Annotated in this window: 10 protein-coding genes, 1 pseudogene and 1 CRISPR repeat array; of the genes and pseudogenes, 5 read left to right on the forward strand and 6 right to left on the reverse strand. The window is 44.5% G+C overall.

What is annotated here, in order from left to right:
* Positions 1-131: 131 nt before the first annotated feature.
* Positions 132-1,427: a response regulator gene (locus tag PUQ00_RS19735; protein WP_300419758.1), complete on the forward strand. Its 1,296-nt coding sequence runs from the start codon at positions 132-134 to the stop codon at positions 1,425-1,427.
* A gap of 291 nt (positions 1,428-1,718) precedes the next feature.
* Here the strand turns inward: PUQ00_RS19735 and PUQ00_RS19740 are convergent, their stop codons facing one another.
* Both PUQ00_RS19740 and PUQ00_RS19745 read right to left on the reverse strand, forming a co-directional pair.
* Positions 1,719-1,994: a XisI protein gene (locus tag PUQ00_RS19740; RefSeq protein ID WP_300419785.1), complete on the reverse strand. Its 276-nt coding sequence runs from the start codon at positions 1,992-1,994 to the stop codon at positions 1,719-1,721.
* A gap of 47 nt (positions 1,995-2,041) precedes the next feature.
* A pseudogene (locus PUQ00_RS19745) lies at positions 2,042-2,447 on the reverse strand (XisH family protein).
* Between the two features lie 257 nt (positions 2,448-2,704).
* Between PUQ00_RS19745 and ldpA the strand changes: the two are divergent.
* The 4 genes from ldpA to PUQ00_RS19765 all read left to right on the forward strand — a co-directional run bounded on the left by ldpA (position 2,705) and on the right by PUQ00_RS19765 (position 9,236).
* Complete coding sequence (ldpA, locus tag PUQ00_RS19750; RefSeq protein WP_300419760.1) at positions 2,705-3,931, forward strand: circadian clock protein LdpA; 1,227 nt, start codon at positions 2,705-2,707, stop codon at positions 3,929-3,931.
* Between the two features lie 84 nt (positions 3,932-4,015).
* Positions 4,016-5,758, forward strand: a complete 1,743-nt coding sequence (locus PUQ00_RS19755) for a R3H domain-containing nucleic acid-binding protein (RefSeq protein WP_300419763.1) — start codon at positions 4,016-4,018, stop codon at positions 5,756-5,758.
* Between the two features lie 480 nt (positions 5,759-6,238).
* On the forward strand, positions 6,239-7,522 hold the full coding sequence (locus PUQ00_RS19760; protein ID WP_300419766.1) for a glycerophosphodiester phosphodiesterase: 1,284 nt from the start codon (positions 6,239-6,241) through the stop codon (positions 7,520-7,522).
* 434 nt (positions 7,523-7,956) lie between these two features.
* Positions 7,957-8,516: a CRISPR direct-repeat array (repeat unit 37 nt; unit sequence GTTTCCATTAACAAAATCCCCTCACGGGGACTGAAAC).
* A 114-nt stretch (positions 8,517-8,630) separates the two neighbouring features.
* Positions 8,631-9,236: a GNAT family N-acetyltransferase gene (locus PUQ00_RS19765; protein WP_300419768.1), complete on the forward strand. Its 606-nt coding sequence runs from the start codon at positions 8,631-8,633 to the stop codon at positions 9,234-9,236.
* 118 nt (positions 9,237-9,354) lie between these two features.
* On the opposite strand, the gene PUQ00_RS19770 is transcribed toward PUQ00_RS19765, so the two are convergent.
* Genes PUQ00_RS19770 through PUQ00_RS19785 form a run of 4 tightly spaced genes read right to left on the reverse strand, consistent with a single transcriptional unit; the run spans position 9,355 to position 17,418 of the window.
* Entirely contained in the window at positions 9,355-12,483 is a 3,129-nt protein-coding gene (locus PUQ00_RS19770; RefSeq protein ID WP_300419771.1) for an efflux RND transporter permease subunit, read from the reverse strand.
* Entirely contained in the window at positions 12,480-12,779 is a 300-nt protein-coding gene (locus tag PUQ00_RS19775) for a hypothetical protein (protein ID WP_300419773.1), read from the reverse strand. Before PUQ00_RS19775 ends, PUQ00_RS19770 begins: the two co-directional genes overlap by 4 nt.
* Complete coding sequence (locus tag PUQ00_RS19780) at positions 12,776-15,898, reverse strand: efflux RND transporter permease subunit (RefSeq protein ID WP_300419776.1); 3,123 nt, start codon at positions 15,896-15,898, stop codon at positions 12,776-12,778. Before PUQ00_RS19780 ends, PUQ00_RS19775 begins: the two co-directional genes overlap by 4 nt.
* The gene (locus tag PUQ00_RS19785) at positions 15,895-17,418 is read right to left on the reverse strand and encodes an efflux RND transporter periplasmic adaptor subunit (RefSeq protein ID WP_300419779.1); all 1,524 of its coding nucleotides are present in this window, start codon (positions 17,416-17,418) and stop codon (positions 15,895-15,897) included. The genes PUQ00_RS19780 and PUQ00_RS19785 overlap by 4 nt, the downstream gene beginning before the upstream one ends.
* Positions 17,419-17,577 lie beyond the last annotated feature (159 nt).

The raw sequence follows: 17,577 nt of genomic DNA on the forward strand, positions 1-17,577 counted from the left end.
GGGTCTGTTAGGCACCGTGGGAGTTAAACTATAAATATAAGTATTTCGGTGAAATTGGTCAACAAATTTCCGGGTAATTTCCAAGAAGCATTTACTATTCTCAATAATCATCCGCCTAGCTTTTGATAATAATGCATTTTAATCAAACTAACCATCATAAAAGAAATATTTTGGTAGTCGATGATACCCCAGATAATTTGCGGCTTTTATCGGCGATGTTGACGGCACAAGGTTTTGAAGTTCGCAAAGCCTTAAACGGTAAAATGGCACTGACTGCGTGTCAAATGGTTTTGCCAGATGTGATTTTGCTGGATATCAATATGCCAGATATGAATGGCTATCAAGTTTGTCAACAACTGAAAGCTGATCATAAAACTTGTGAAGTCCCAGTAATTTTTATTAGCGCCCTGGATGATGTTGTAGATAAGGTAAAAGCCTTTGATGTTGGTGGTGTAGACTATATTTCAAAACCTTTTCATGGCGCAGAGGTTGTGTTGCGAATTGAAAATCAAATTAATTTACGTTTGCTCCAAGTTAAGCTGCAAGAAAAAAACTTTTTACTCCAAGAGGCTCTTGACAACTTGAAAGTCGCCCAAGTTAAACAGATTCAGAACGAAAAGATGGTGGCGCTGGGGCAGTTAGTGGCTGGGCTGGCTCATGAGATTAATAATCCGATCAGTTTTATTTATGGGAACCTCCAATATGCTGGTCAATATGTGCAAGACCTAGTAGAGATGATTGAGGTCTATCAACAGGAATATCCCAAACCCACGCCAAAAATTCAGCAAATAGCCAAAAATATAGACCTGAATTTTATCATTAAGGATCTGCAAAACCTGATAGGTGCAATGTATAGAGGATCTGATCGCATTCGGGAAATTGTACTGGCGCTACAACACTTTTCTCGGCATGATGAAGCAGAGATGAAGCCGGTAAATATCCATGAAGACATTGAAAACACTTTGGTGATGTTACAACATCGACTCAAAGAAGCAGTAGAGCGTCCCGCAATTGTTATAGTGAAAGATTATGGGAATTTGCCTCTAGTCACTTGTTATGCAAGTGAACTAAACCAAGTATTTATGCATCTGTTAAATAATGCTATTGATGCAATAGAAGAGGGAGTGGGGAATCAATCTTCTACTCCCGACTCCCCACTCCCGACTCCCCAAATTCGGATTCATACAGAGGTGACAGACTTGAATATGGTCAAAATTGCGATCGCTGATAATGGCACTGGTATAGAAGAGTCGTTGCGATCGCGTTTATTTGACCCATTTTTTACGACAAAACCTGTGGGCAAAGGTAGTGGGCTAGGATTATCCATTAGCTATCAGATTATCGTGCAAAAACACCGAGGAAATATTACCTGTACCTCATCTGTTGGGCAAGGAGCAGAGTTTGCGATCGAAATTCCCATAGAATAACCTAAGCCTTAACGTGAGTTCGATGAACCTCTCCCGGACAGCCTCCCTCTGGGAAACGGAAAGGAGGAGCAACGAAAAATTCAGCTTTTTGCTCCCCTCTCCGCATCGGAGAGGGGCTGCTCTTGAGAGGTCAAATAAAACTTGTCGAACTCACGTTAAGCCTTAGTTGAGAACATCTCGTTTCTATACTTTCCATCGCTGAGACATCCTGGAATTTTTCTTCTAATCCTAGTCTTAGCCTTTTTTTGTACCTAAATCAACCCGTCAAACTCACGTTAAATATGTAGAAATTTAGCCAACAGCGAACTCGGTAAATTGTCGTTTGAAGGGGGAATGAAAAGCCAAGACAATATCTTGTTTACGTATACCTCGATTATTAAGCTCATTGGCAATACCTCCTTCAGTACCATCGTGCTGAATCCAAATTTTTTCGTTTTTAATATCTAGATGTAAAACACAGCCATATACACGGCGTTTGTTTGACCAGCCTGCATGAACAAGTTGATAGCGATCCCGCTCGTTATCAAAAATTACTTCGGCTTCGACTTCTTCGTTACCAGATTTAATTTGACTTTAAGCCTGTAACAATTCTTGAATTATTTGACGGTATTGTTCTACTTTTGCCATTTGACGACCATCTCCTCTTCTGGGTCGAAAATAATCAGTCGAACTTGGTAACGTTGGATTAACAAGCCGCGGCAGTTCTAAAGTGAAAAAGGAACGATATGTATCAAAAGGAACTGCTAAATATAGTACTCTCTGGGGTTGTTTTTCTTCAAGTGCCAGTTGGTATTTGAGAAACTGTCCCAAAGCAGTACTAAATTCTGTTGTAGCAAATGGACTAACAAAACTTTTGACTTCAACAGCAATTTTTTCTTCGTCTCGTTCGGCTGCTAGAATTTTCCCTGCACCAAGGTCTATGTACATATCCAATCCACCAAAACGTAGGATGGTGATCAGCCAACCATCTTTCTCTAAAGCGCGTTTTACTACATCATGGAAAATGTCCAACGCTGGCATAAATTACTGTTGAATTTTGATCATGCCTTGAGTTTAACTGTTGATTAACCGCTTGTGTCAATAATTACTCTGACAGGCTCAAGTAAAAAATCGATTGTTGTTATTTGGTTATTTGCGCCTAAAACATCAACTTCATCGCCGACAAACTCCCCTTAAGCAGCAGGAGCGATCGCCTTGAAAGCCCCTTAATTAGGAAATCCGGATTTTTTCTTGATTACAGACTACTATTTTTAGTCGCATAAACGCATAATAGAATAGTGACTGATTTGTTCGCCCCTTTACAATCTCTCAAACAAGGTCACTGGTTCAAGCTCATCTGCGGAGCCAGCTTCCAGCATTTGCCGGCAGTCAGAAATTTAACGTTAGCCTATACTTTGGCGGGCGCTGACTGCATAGATGTCGCAGCTGATCCAGCAGTGATTGCATCGGCGCAAGCAGCGCTACAAGTAGCCAGAACTCTTGCTAGGGAAGCCCAAAAGCGAGGCTTTGACTACAAAGGCAACTCACCCTTTTTGATGGTCAGCTTGAACGATGGAGAAGACCCACATTTTCGGAAAGCAGAATTTAATCCTACTAAGTGTCCTACAGACTGCCCTAGACCCTGTGAACGGATTTGTCCGGCACAAGCAATCGTGTTTAACAGTATAAAAGAAGACTTTTCGGGAGTATTATCACAAAAGTGTTATGGCTGCGGTCGTTGTATACCAGTTTGTCCCTATGATATAATTTATACAAGTTCCTATATGTCAACGCCGGGAGCGATCGCGCCATTGGTAATGTCAACGGGAGTAGATGCCGTAGAAATCCATACAAAAGTCGGGCGGTTGGCAGAATTTGAGCAATTATGGCAAGCAATTTCACCGTGGGCCGATCAACTAAAGTTACTAGCTATCAGTTGTCCCGATGGCGAGGGGATGACTGACTACCTAAGAGCAGTATATGAACTGATTACCCCGCTCAACAGTGCTTTAATTTGGCAAACCGACGGTCGTCCGATGAGTGGTGATATTGGCGATGGCACTACTTTAGCGGCGGTGAAATTAGGGCAAAAAGTTTTGGCAGCTAAGTTACCGGGATATGTGCAGTTAGCAGGCGGCACTAATAGCTATACCGTTGCTAAGTTAAAGGCAATGGGACTACTCAACGATTTTAGATTGCCGATTTTAGATTTTGGATTAGAAGACGCCAATCCACAATCAAAAATCCAAAATCGTTCGACTGAGCGTAGCCGTACTCCTTTGGAGAAGCAAGCTGCGCGTAGCGTTCCGCAGGAAAGTCCAAAATCCAAAATTTCCGGGGTCGCCTACGGTAGCTACGCCCGTGTACTGCTGTCACCAATTCTCGAACAGTTAGAGAATAAGGAGGTAAGTAACACCAATGTAAAGGCAACTGTTCGCCTAGAAGAAGATGACGTATTACTTTGGCAAGCTGTAGAACTTGCCCATTCTCTGGTTTCCCAGATCAAGTCACAGCAGGAGCGTTAATCGCTCGTTAAGGAAAATTACCCACGGTGGGTTCTCCTGTACGTAAATGTCCTCGCTATCTCTAAAAACGTCACCATAGAAAGCATGACGATTACAGACGATCTCCAAAAGTTATTAGACATTTTGCCCCAAGACCTGCGACAAGCACTAGAGAATCATCCCAAACGAGATAGTTTAGTAGAAGTGGTCTTGGATTTGGGTCGTCGCCCAGAGGCTCGCTTTCCCAATCAAGCTGAGTATCTGAGCGAAGTACCCGTTACTCAAGAACAGATAGATGATTGCATTCAACGAGTCGGAATCTTTGGCGGAGATAATCGGGCAGGAATTGAGCAAACTTTGCATCGGATCAGCGCTATTCGCAACCGCACGGGTAAGGTTATTGGCTTGACCTGTCGCGTTGGTCGGGCGGTATTCGGAACCATTGGCATGATCCGCGATTTGGTAGAAACTGGTAAATCGATTCTCATGCTGGGGCGTCCAGGCGTGGGCAAAACTACTGCCTTACGGGAAATTGCCCGTGTTTTGGCGGATGATCTGCATAAACGAGTAGTGATTATTGACACCTCCAACGAAATCGCTGGGGATGGTGATGTTGCTCACCCCGCCATTGGTCGCGCTCGGCGGATGCAAGTGGCTCATCCAAATCAACAACATCAGGTGATGATTGAGGCAGTGGAAAACCATATGCCAGAAGTCATTGTCATTGATGAAATTGGCACGGAACTAGAAGCTTTAGCGGCTCGTACCATTGCGGAACGGGGTGTACAGTTGGTGGGTACTGCCCACGGGAATCAGATCGAAAATCTAATTAAAAACCCCACCTTGGCTGATTTAGTTGGGGGTATCCAAGCTGTGACGCTAGGAGACGACGAAGCCAGACGCCGAGGCTCTCAAAAGACTGTTTTGGAGCGTAAAGCCCCGCCTACCTTTGAAATTGCGGTGGAAATGTTGGAACGCCAACGCTGGACAGTACACGAAAGTGTTGCTGACTCAGTAGATAGTCTGCTGCGCGGGCGTCAGGCTACCCCACAAACGAGAACCGTTGATGATCATGGCAAAGTCGCTGTTACAAGGCAGTTAGCTGTTGTCAACGGTCGCGGTGGACATTTAGGGACAGTGGAAGAATCTTTCCCACCGGCGCGACCGTCTAATGGCTCTAACGGTTGGCGTTCATCTGGACAAATGGTAGCACTGCCGCAATTGCCAGTAGAGCGGGTGACTGGACGCAGTGAGTTCGATCGCTTGCTGGATGAATCCTTCAATTATTCTGAAAGCATTGATTTGGATGCTGCTACAAGAGTGCCAGGGCCGAATGGTGAAGATTTGCCATTGCACGTTTATCCTTATGGCGTTAGCCGCCACCAACTGGAACAGGTAATTAGTGTGCTAACTTTACCCGTGGTATTGACAAAAGACATAGATAGTGCTGATGCAATTTTAGCACTGCGATCGCACGTCAAAAACCACGCCAAATTACGCCAAATGGCCAAAGCGCGTCATGTACCGATCCACATGATTAAGTCCAGCACCATTCCCCAAATTACCCGTGGTTTGCGGCGGTTGCTGAACATCGACGACCCGGATATGGCCGATGACCGTGAACTGCAACTGTTTTTGCACAATGGTAGCGATGATGAGATGGATGCCTTGGAAGAAGCTAGACTTGCTGTTGAGCAAATTGTGATTCCGAAAGGACAGCCAGTCGAGTTATTGCCGCGTTCTCCCCAAGTCCGCAAAATGCAACATGAGTTGGTAGAACATTATCGCCTCAAGTCGCATAGTTTTGGTGAAGAACCAAATAGAAGATTGCGGATTTATCCGGCATAACCTTATCCCCAAACCCTCTCCGTTAGCGTCAGCCTGGCGTTAGGCATAGCGGAGAGGGGAATCACACAATTTTGGATTTTAGATTTTAGATTTTAGATTGAAGAGAGCAATCAAGTGACTGGCTCTGGATTTTATTTTAGATTTTAGATTTATTCTCGCATTTAAATTAGCTTGCTCTCGGAGGATGTTTGAAAAGTCGTAAAGTATACTGGTATCGCAAGGCGGAATTCGTAATTCGTAATGACGCTCTCTACGAGATGCTAAAAGCGTAGCTTGCTTCTCTGTGCCACAAAACGAGAAATCAAGTTTCCAAAATTTAAAATATAAAATTTGTTAAACTATCGTAAATCTTGTTTTAACCTCGAACTCTCAAACTATAAAGCATAGATTTGTGAGGTTTGAGATATGCTTCGGCTCAAAGGTTATATATTATTTCTCTGCTTTTTTCTAGCATTATCTATTTCAGTCATTCTAGGCAGTATGAATTTTGTTCAGGCTATTGACAGCCTCAACCCAAAGCTTCCTAAGCTAAATACTCTCTACGGACAACCTCCGATAGTAATCGGTCATCGCGGCGGTGGAACTGGTTATCGTCCCGAACATACGGTGGGAGATTTCGGAGGTGATCTGATTGGTTCTCACAACTTAGGAATTGAATTTGGTGCAGACTACATTGAACCTGATTTGGTACTAACTAAGGATGGAGTCCTGATTGTTCGCCACGAACCTCTATTGGCAACAGTGAAAACAGATAACAATGGCAAGATTATTTACGATGATCATGGGAAACCTACTATCCTAGAAGCCACAACAAATGTTGCCGATGTTTCAGAATTTGCTAAACGTCTAACAACCAAAGTCCTTGACGGGAATAGTGTTACAGGTTGGTTTGCAGAAGACTTTACTTTAGCTGAGATTAAGAAACTGCGGGCAATCGAGCGCCTTCCTAAGATTCGTCCTCAGAACACTAAGTATAATGGTGTGTTTCAAATCCCTACTTTTGATGAAGTTATCAACCTTGCCAAACGCAGTGAAGCAAAAACTGGTCGGAAAATTGGTATCTATCCCGAAACCAAGCACCCGACATATTTTGCTGAAGCTGGTAAATATTTAGATGGCACTCCTATCCATGTTAATACTTCACAACTTCTGATTAATCGCTTGGTTGCGAACGGCTACACCAATCGCGATCGCATTTTTATTCAATCTTTTGAAGTCTCTAATCTGAAAGAATTAAAAAATAAGATCATGCCAGCTGCTGGAGTCGATATTCCTCTGATTCAGTTAATTGATAGCAGTGGCGCTCCTTATGACTTTGTTTACCACAAGGTTGCTCAAACCTACGCTGATCTGATCACTCCTAAAGGATTGACCCAAGTTAAAACTTATGCAACAGGAATTGGCCCTGACAAACGGCTAATTGTCCCTGCCTCTGCACGATTGAATAAGCAAGGTCAACCGATTGATATTAATGGAGATGGACAGATAAGTGATGCCGATAAGTTCCTCGGACAGCCAACTTCCTTAGTTACTGATGCTCATAATGCTGGCTTGCTACTCCATCCTTACACCTTCCGCAGCGATTCATATTTTCTCTCCCCTGACTACCACGGGCAACCACTTCTTGAGTTTGAACAGTTCATTAAGTTAGGAATAGATGGCTATTTTACTGACTTTGCTAATTTTGGATATGTTGCCAAGGAAAAAGCGATACATCATCCCGTGAACCTCAAAGAATTAGAATATGGGAAATTCCAAAATTGAACTAACCCACAGTAACGTTTACACCTCAACTACGGCAAATGAGTGAGCGATCGCTCTTGTTCAAAAAGTAGCTCAAATTGCTGTAAGATCGAAAAACGGGTTAAACTTGAAGAGGATTTGATAGGATTGTATGTACTTGATGTCGACGTAATTAACCGAACAATTACATACAGTTCCGAAATTCCTCGATAAAAGCAAACAATAGTTTTATGATTGGTGTATCAGCTTGATATTTGGCAAGTCGAAGCGGGGGCTAAAACCCTGGGGTATGTGCCAAAATCGCCAGAACCTTGACAAATCAATAACTACAGCCTTTCATAAATGCAGGAAGTTGCAAATGACTTGCAATAAGGCAGGCTGAAAATGACCAAAATTTTCGACCTGCCAAAACCATTCCCAGGAAGCTTGCTCTCGTTAGGTTTCAGCACCGAGCGGTTTCCATTCACAAAATCCCCTCACGGGGACTGAAACTATAGCTTGCTATTTCCCGTTTAATTCTATTCAAAGGTTTCCATTAACAAAATCCCCTCACGGGGACTGAAACTTAAAGAGCCTGTAGCTGTTGACAAACAAGCTAAACAATGGATGTTTCGATTAACAAAATTCCCTCACGGGGACTGAAACTAGATAATTTATCTTCTAAGAGTAAAACTGCTATAAGTTTCCATTAACAAAATCCCCTCACGGGGACTGAAACAAACTACACATTCAACAGACCAAGCACTTATTAATGGTTTCCATTAACAAAATCCCCTCACGGGGACTGAAACTAAAAGACTGACCTCTTTGCATCAACTGCTTTAATTAAGTTTCCATTAACAAAATCCCCTCACGGGGACTGAAACTATCTTGAGGGTGATTTGTCTGTTGTATAACTTTCTTTGGTGTTTCCATTAACAAAATCCCCTCACGGGGACTGAAACAATCCTGGAACTTTGAGAAATTGGGAATTAGGCAGTTTCTATTAACAAAATCCCCTCACGGGGACTGAAACACAAAAAAACACCCTCCATAATGATGGCTGAAGTTCTATAATCTTAAAATTTGAATATTGTCAAAGGCACATCAATTAAGGTAGTATCTCTTTTATCAGAGAATGAATTGACTGATGCTATTAAACGAAATCTTTCAAATATTCGATATCAGCGCAAATGAATCTGTCGAAGCGCTGATTACGCCAATCTCTGACAAGCATATTGAAGAAATTGAATTGATATGGAAACCACAGCTTTCATCTCAGAGTGCTTTGGATCAAAACTTTAATATAACTAAGTACTTGAATCAGCCTAATATTTATGAAGTATATGTTTTGACCTGCGAGAACAATCTTCAAGGGATAATAGTTCTAAGTTTTAATAGATGTGCCTCTAGCCTAAAGTCAACTGAAAAATTAGTTTATTTAAACCTAGTAAATGTGGCTCCTTGGAATCGCATATTTTTGGAAGAAAATAGAAGGTATAAGGGTGTCGGAAGTAGTCTGGTTGTCTTTGGAATCTCGCGGAGTATTGAATTAGGTTTTGAGGGTAGGGTTGGATTGCATTCTCTAGAAGAGGCTGAAAATTTTTATAGACATCTAGGATTTGTTGATTTAGGTTATGATTTATCTTATTTAGAAAGTGAAGCTAATCCCAGCCCTGTCAAATATTTTGAGATGACGGAAAGGCAAGCAGAGCTAACTCTATTAAATTTTTGGTTAAGCATCTATTTGTCTTAACCTTTTTAAAGTGAACTTTGTGATACATGCCTTCTCGGATATGGGACAACCTTTTAGTTTCCACTAACAAAATCCTCTCATGGGAACTTAAGCTAATGCCCTTTGATAATCAGTATTCTCAGCTGACCTTGGGTTTTTTGAAGAAAAATCGGGAAAACTTAAACTTAGGTTGGCCAAGGTTTTTCCGCAATCCCTCCATGTAAATGTAAAACACTGGAGTCAGATAGAGAGTCAATATCTGAGAGAATAATAATCCACCAACGATCGCAATCCCCAAAGGACGACGCGCTTCTGAACCTACCCCCGTCCCCAAAGCAATGGGCAATGTCCCAATTAAAGCTGCCATCGTCGTCATCATAATCGGGCGGAAGCGAGTTAAGCAAGCGGCATAGATGGCATCAAAGGAATTTTTGCCTTCCTTTCGCTGCGCTTCAATCGCAAAGTCCACCAGCATAATCCCGTTTTTCTTGACAATGCCCACTAGCAGGATGATGCCGATGAAAGAGTAAAGATTTAAATCAACCTGGAAAATCAGCAGCGTCAGTAATGCGCCAAAACCCGCCGAAGGCAGACCGGAAAGAATGGTGATTGGGTGAATGAAATCCTCATAGAGAATTCCGAGAATCAGATAGATTACTACAATAGACACCAACAACAGCGCACCTAAATCATTGAAGGACTGTTGGAAGGTTTGGGCTGAACCCTGAAAACTGGTGGTAATTGTTGAAGGTAGCACCTCACTGGCTGCTTGCTTGATCGCATCTGTAGCCTGACTTAGAGAGGTTCCTGGTAGCGTGTCAAAAGAGATAGTCGCAGAGGGGAGTTGACCAACGTGAGCAACGGTAAGTGGGCCGACATTCTGGGTGATATTAGCGATCGCACTCAAAGGAACCAGTTTTCCTGTACTCGATTGCACATAGAGCATCGATAGGGCGCTGGGATCTTGCTGAAATTCCGGTTTAACTTCTAAGATTACATAAAATTGGTCATTTGGGGTATAGATAGTAGAAACCTGGCTGGAACCATAAGCGGCGCTGAGGGTTTGTTCAACTTGTTGGGCGGTAATCCCCAGGGTTGCAGCTTTGTTGTGGTCAAATTGGACTTGGATTTGAGGAGTGCTGAGTTGTAAATCGCTGTCAACGTCCCGGAGTCCTGGTAGAATTTTGACTTTATCTACAAGTTTAGGAACGTATTGGCGCAGGTCTTGCAAATTCAAACTCTGCAAGGTGAACTGATAAGTAGAATTAGTTTGTTGACCACCGATGGGAATAGCTGGCGGAGAGCGGAGAAATGTCTTAATCCCAGTTGTACGTCTCAACTTGGGAGTTAGTTCTTGAATGATTTGGTCAGCACTGAGTTGACGTTGAGAACGTGGTTTTAGCCGAATCGTAATTCGCCCGCCATTGACTGAACCGTTCGGGCCACTTGCACCCACAATCGAGTCAACTGCTTCAATGTTGGGGTCTTTACGAATGATATCAACAACCGTTTGCTGGTGACGCCGCATATCATCAAAGGAAATATCTTGCGCGGCTTTCGTGTTCGCCATTAATTGTCCGGTGTCTTCCGTAGGAATAAATCCTTTGGGAACGATGACGAACAGATAGATGGTCATTAGCAGCAGAATACCAGAACCAATCAGCGTCATTAGGCGGAATTTTAAGATGGGCTTGAGCGTCCAATCATATCCCCGCAGTAGGAAATCAAATCCCCCTTCTAAGAATTGATAGAGCCGATTTGGTCTTTGCTGATGGGATGAACTTAAGAAACGACTGCACAACATGGGGGTGAGACTGAGGGAAACAAAACCCGAAACCAAAATTGCCACTGCGATCGTTACGGCAAATTCATGAAATAATTTACCGATTATTCCACTCATAAACATGATCGGGATGAACACCGCCACTAGGGAGAGGGTCATTGACAAAATGGTGAAGCTGATTTCCTTTGATCCCTTCAATGCTGCGTCTAAGGGAGATTCGCCCATTTCCCGATAACGGACGACATTTTCCAACACCACGATCGCATCATCCACGACAAAGCCTACGGAGAGGGTCAACGCCATGAGTGAGATGTTGTCTAGGGAGAAGCCCGACAAATACATCACGGCAAAAGTGCCAATGATCGCTACAGGTAGCGCCAAACTGGGAATCAGCGTTGCAGTGATGTCACGCAAGAATAAGAAAATCACCAAGATAACTAGACAAACCGAGAGAACCAAGGTAAACTTTACATCGTTAACTGAGGCTCGGATGGTTTGGGAGCGATCGTACATAATCCCCATCTCAATGGATTTGGGAACTTGTTCGCGGAGCGTAGGTAAAAGTTCCTGGATGGCATCAACGATATTTACAGTGTTAGCACCCGGTTGCGGCTGCACGGCGAGAACAACTGAATGGCGGTTTGTCACCTTGCGATCGCTATACAAATTTGAGACTTTGACGTTTTGTTCACTATCAATCACCTCTCCCAAATCCTGAAGCCGCACGGGCGCACCATTTTTGTAAGTTACAATCAACTGGCGATAGCCGGCAGCATCGGTGAGTTGACCGTTCGCCTGAATTGTATAACTTTTGTAACTGCCTGAGAGAGTGCCGGTTGGCAAGTTGACATTTCCCTGTTGAATTGCAGTTTTCACCTGAGTTAGACCAATTCCCCTCGATGCCAACTCTCGCGGGTCAAGCTGGACGCGGACTGCATATTGCTGTTGACCAAAAACCTGTACCTGAGCAACACCATTAATCATCGAGATTGGCTGACCAACTGTTACCTCTGCGTATTCATCTACTGTCGAGATTGGCTGTGTCTCAGAATACATATAGAGGAAGAGAATCGGTGAGACAGACGGGTTAACTTTGCGGTAGGTGGGCGGGTGAGGCATTCCGGCGGGCAGTTGTCCGGCGGCGGCTGAGATAGCCCCCTGCACATCTTTGGCGGCATCTTCCACTCTGCGGCTAAAGTCGAATTGTAGGGAGATGTTGGTGCTACCAGTTGAACTGGTGGAATTGAATGAATTAAGTCCGGCAATTTCGGTAAACTGTCTTTCTAGGGGTGCGGCGACCGAAGATGCCATTGTTTCGGGTGTGGCACCAGGGAGACTAGCAGAGACAGATATAAAAGGATATTCAACGTTAGGCAGGGCACTGATGGGTAACAGTACATAACTCATCAGACCGAAGATGAGGATACCCATCATGACCAAGGTGGTCATGACCGGACGACGGATGAAGAGTTCTGAAAGGTTCATGGGTTTTGTTCTCCCAGAAATGTGATGGGGATGCGATCGCTAAATAGCAATACGCTTGGGTTAAGGCTTAAGTGTTTTTCAAATTCAATTTTTTCAAACGAACCGCAAAGGAGAGGCAGCGCGGTCTTGGGGAGCCAGTGCGTTGGGGAGCCAGTGCGTTGGGCGGCTCCGCCGACTTGAAGCACCTGGCGGCGGCTTCGCCGACTTGAAGCATCTGGCGTGGTCTCCCCCATGAGCGACTGCCGTCGCAAAGGAGAGGCAGCGCGTTGCGGTTCGTTTAAAAAATTGGATATCACGATCGCCCGCCTGAAAATGAAAATACCCGACGGAACTTAACTTGACTGAGCTTTTTCCGCCATGATTCCATATATATAAAGAACACAGGAGTTAAATACAGGGTCAATATCTGAGAAAACACCAGTCCGCCCACAACTGCAATACCCAGAGGACGACGGGATTCTGAACCAGCCCCAAACCCGATCGCGATCGGTAAAGTTCCCATTAATGCTGCCATCGTTGTCATCATAATCGGGCGGAAGCGCACCAAGCAGGCTTGATAAATCGCCTCAGAGGGCTTTTTCCCTTCATTTCGCTGGGCTTCGATGGCAAAGTCCACCATCATAATCCCGTTTTTCTTGACGATGCCCACCAAGAGAATTATGCCGATGAAGGAGTAAACATTCAGTTCGACATGGAATATGATCAGCGTTAACAATGCGCCAAAACCTGCTGAAGGCAAACCGGAAAGAATCGTAATCGGGTGAATGAAATCCTCATAGAGAACACCCAGGATCAGATAAATTACTAAAACGGCGATCGCTAACAGTAAACCCAAACTCGGCAGTGAACTTTGAAATACCTGGCTTGCACCCTGAAAGTTCGTGCTAATACTCGCAGGAATCACCTGATTAATCAGTTTTTCAATCTCTTCATTGGCATTTCCCAAGGACACACCTGGGGCGAGGTTAAAGGAAATAGTGGCGGCGTTCATCCGACCGTTATGATTGACCATTAACGGGCTGACTCCCTGAGATAGTTTGGCGAATGTCTTCAGAGGAACTGCCACTCCTGTACTGGAGTTAATGTATAATGTCAACAAAGCATTAATATCCTCCTGATACTGGGGTGCTAATTCCAGAATCACCTGATATTCATTGGTCGCTGCATAGATGGTTGATACTTGGTAGGAACCGTAGGCACTTCTCAAGGTATTTTCGATTTGCTCGGCGGTAATCCCATAAGTTGAGGCTTTATCGCGGTCAATGTCAATTTGAATCTGGGAAGCAAACTGTAAATCGCTGTTCACATCCTGGAGTTCTGTCAAGGTTTTCATCTTGATCACAAGTTGGGGAACATACTCCTGCAAGGGTTTGACATCAGAACTCTGGAGGGCAAGTTGATAAAGTCCTGTGCTTTGTTGAGCGCCAATGGGAATCGCTGGAGGATTTTGTAAGAATACTTGGATGCCGGGAACAGTGGCGAGTTTGATTCGCAAATTTTGCACGATTTCGTCGGCACTAAGTTGGCGCTGCGATCGCGGTTTTAAGCGAATAAACAAACTCCCAGAATTAGCTGCAACTGCTGCCCCACCGCCACTTCCACTCGCTCCCGCCCCGATATTGGAGTTAACTGCATCCACGTTCGGGTCTTGGCGGATCAGGTTAGCAACTGTCTGCTGATGCTGAACAAGATTATCGAAGGATGCATCCTGGGCTGCTTGGGTAATGCCTGTAATTTGTCCGGTATCTTCGCTAGGAATAAAGCCCTTGGGAACGATCACCAACAGCCCAACTGTCACTAGCAATAGAAAGCCAGATAAAATCATCGTGGTGAGGTGATATTTTAAGACTTTTTTGAGACTCCAATCGTACAGACCGAGGAAGCGATCAAATACATATTCGGAAGCTTGATATAACCGACTTTGATGGGCATGATCCACAGGACGCAGAAAACGGCTGCACAACATCGGAGTCAGACTCAAAGACACAAAACCAGATACGAGAATTGCCACTGCGATCGTCACAGCAAATTCATGAAATAATCGTCCCAGCACTCCACTCATAAACAACATCGGGATGAAGACTGCAACTAAGGAAAGGGTCATTGATAGGATGGTGAAACCAATTTCTCTCGACCCATTCAATGCCGCTTCTAGCGGACGTTCCCCCATTTCCATGTGACGGACGATATTTTCTAGCATAACGATCGCATCATCGACTACGAAGCCCACAGAAAGGGTCAACGCCATCAGCGACAGGTTATCTAGTGAGTAGTGCAGCAAATACATCACCGCAAAGGTGCCAATCAGGGAAACGGGTAATGCCAAACTGGGAATCACCGTCGCCGAGAGGTTCCGCAAAAAGAGGAAAATTACTAAGATAACTAGAGCGATCGTCAGAATCAAGGTAAATCTGACATCATCTACTGAATCTCGAATTGACTGAGATGCATCATAGAGAATCCCAATTTCCACGGATGCCGGAATCTGCTCTCGCAAATTCGGGAGTAATTTCTTAATCGTGTCTACGACTTGCACCGTATTAGTTCCGGGCTGTCTTTGAATGGTGAGAATAATGGCGCGAGTGTTGTTGTACCAGCTTGCTAACTTGTCATTTTCTACACTGTCAATGATCCGCCCCAGTTGATTGAGATAGATCGGCATTCCATCTTTATAAGACACAATCAACTGACGATAAGCAGCCGCATCTTGGAGTTGCCCGTTAGTTTGGACTGTAAAATTCTTGTGATTTCCCGAAAGGCTGCCGGTAGGTAAATCGACGTTACCCTGTTGAATCGCCGTCGCCACCTGATCTAGCCCAATTTGCCGCGTTGCTAATTGCTGCGGATCAAGTTGAATTCGAGCCGCATACTTTTGGGAACCGTAGACAGCTACCTGTGCCACCCCATTGATTGTAGATAGCTTTTGCGCCAGATAAGTCTCAGCATAATTGTCTACCTGAGAAAGCGGCAGAGTGGGAGAATCCAGGTAAAGATAGAGAATCGGTTGATCGGCGGGGTTAACCTTGCTGTAAGTGGGAGGATTGGGTAAATCGGTCGCAATTTGCCCCGATGCTCCCGATATGGCGGCTTGCACATCCTGCGCCGCGTCATCAATATTCCGACTCAGGTTAAATTGCAGGGTAATTTGAGTCTGGCCCAGAGTGCTAGTTGAGTTAAGCGAATCGAGTCCAGCAATACTAGAAAATTGCTTCTCCAAGGGACGGGCAACCGATGCTGCCATTGTTTCCGGGCTGGCTCCCGGTCGGGCGGCACTTACCTGAATTGTGGGATAATCCACACTTGGTAAATCGCTGATTGGCAGCAAACGATAACTCATGAAACCAAAGATTAAAATCGCCGCCATCACCAGAGTCGTCATGATCGGGCGGCGGATAAATGGTTCTGAGAGGTTCATGAATCACCTCCGCCTGACTTCGGGGAATGATTTCTTCTTGACTTCTCTGTATTTGAATCATTGCCGCTTGTTTTGATGCGGATTTTGCTACCCGAAACGAGATTAGCTTGACCATCCGTGACAATTTTATCGCCTGGTTGCGGCCCTTTCTGAACCACATCTAGCCCATCAATGCTGCTGCTGACCGTAACTGGGACGTTTTGTACTGTCATGTCGGGCTTAACTACAAACACAAACTGTCCATCCGGGCCATTCTGTACGGCTTGGGAAGGAACAACCGTAGCATTCGGTTCTTCGGTCAGCGTTAGCGTTGCATTCACAAATTGACCGGGAAACAAGTGTCCCTGAGTGTTGTCAAAATCGCCAATCAGTTGAATTGTTCCCGTAGTGTTATCAACCGTATTATTGACAAAAGACAAAGTACCTGGTATGGAACGAGCTTGATTATCAGGAAACGTCACATCTACCTTCAGCTTGCCATTCTGCATATACTTTTGTACCTGGGGCAGATTTGTTTCAGGAATGGAAAAAGCAACTTGAATCGGGCGAATTTGAGTCAGGGTAACAAGTGGAGTCGTGCTGTTAGCTTGCACCACATTGCCTTGAGTCACCAGAATATTGCCAGCGCGACCATCAATCGGCGCATAAATTTTGGCGTAAGACAATTGCACTTTGGTATTATCCAATGCTCCCTGGTCAGAACTGACAACGGCTTGAGCATTAGCGATCGCAGCTTGATCCCCCTTGACAACTGCGCCAGCATTAGTCAGCGCCACTCGATCGCTTTTCAAAACTGCCTCAGCATTAGCGATCGCTTCTCGATCTGCTTGTAGGGTTGCTGTAGCCGATTTGCTGTTAGAAACGTATTGCTGTGCTTGGTCTAAACTGATAGCGCCCTTCTTATACAATGCACCATAGCGATTGCTCTGTCCTTGGGCAAAATCTGCTTGCGCTTGATCCTTGGCCAAAGTTGCTTGGGCTTGTCGCACTAAGGCTTGGTCTTTGATTAAAGTCGCCCTAGCTTGGTCTACCTGACCCAAGTCTCTAGTTAATGTAGCTCTAGCTTGTTGTACCTGCGCTTGGTCTTTCGCGACAGTTCCTTGAGCTTGCTGGATTGCAGCAGCTTGCGATCGGTTATCCAGGGTAAACAAAAGTTGTCCCTTTTTCACATCTTGACCTTTCTTGAAATAAACTCCAATGATCCGTCCACTGGCTTCGGGCGTAATCGATACCGTAGAACCCGATTGCACATTGCCAATCGCCTGTAGTTGTATCGGAACCGTTTTTTGTGTCACCATTGCCACAGTTACAGGTGTCACTTGCTGTTTATTACGCTCAGATTTTCCCGTTTTCTCTGTCTTAGCTGCACCCGCATGGATACCCAAAAAAACCAGCCCACCCAGCACCATCACGCCCAAAATTACCAAAATAATCTTTCTTGGCGATCGCTTTTTTGGCGATCGTAGTAGCTCCGGTTCTATACTGTTCTCAGTCAAATCGTTAGAAATTTCATGGTTCATCAGAACATCCAATGGATTTTAGTTTATTAGAAACAGCCAAATCCTTTACCACCTTAACTCCCGCTTTTACCAATTTCATTTAATATCGACTTGTATTTTTGTTGATTTATCAAACAGAATAAAGGTGCCAGTCGCCAGAATTCACTTGGGTATTTTGTG

Origin of the sequence: Nostoc sp. S13 (assembly GCF_029379315.1) — a bacterium.
Taxonomy (GTDB): domain Bacteria; phylum Cyanobacteriota; class Cyanobacteriia; order Cyanobacteriales; family Nostocaceae; genus Nostoc.

What these genes read in the sequence shown, in the direction of transcription:
- PUQ00_RS19760 (WP_300419766.1), top strand. Translation starts at nt 6,239, where the DNA reads ATGAATTTTGTTCAGGCTATTGACAGCCTCAACCCAAAGCTTCCTAAG.
- PUQ00_RS19765 (WP_300419768.1), top strand. Translation starts at nt 8,631, where the DNA reads ATGCTATTAAACGAAATCTTTCAAATATTCGATATCAGCGCAAATGAA.
- PUQ00_RS19735 (WP_300419758.1), top strand. Translation starts at nt 132, where the DNA reads ATGCATTTTAATCAAACTAACCATCATAAAAGAAATATTTTGGTAGTC.
- PUQ00_RS19770 (WP_300419771.1), bottom strand. Translation starts at nt 12,483, where the DNA reads ATGAACCTTTCAGAACTCTTCATCCGTCGTCCGGTCATGACCACCTTG.
- PUQ00_RS19755 (WP_300419763.1), top strand. Translation starts at nt 4,016, where the DNA reads ATGACGATTACAGACGATCTCCAAAAGTTATTAGACATTTTGCCCCAA.
- PUQ00_RS19785 (WP_300419779.1), bottom strand. Translation starts at nt 17,418, where the DNA reads ATGAACCATGAAATTTCTAACGATTTGACTGAGAACAGTATAGAACCG.
- PUQ00_RS19780 (WP_300419776.1), bottom strand. Translation starts at nt 15,898, where the DNA reads ATGAACCTCTCAGAACCATTTATCCGCCGCCCGATCATGACGACTCTG.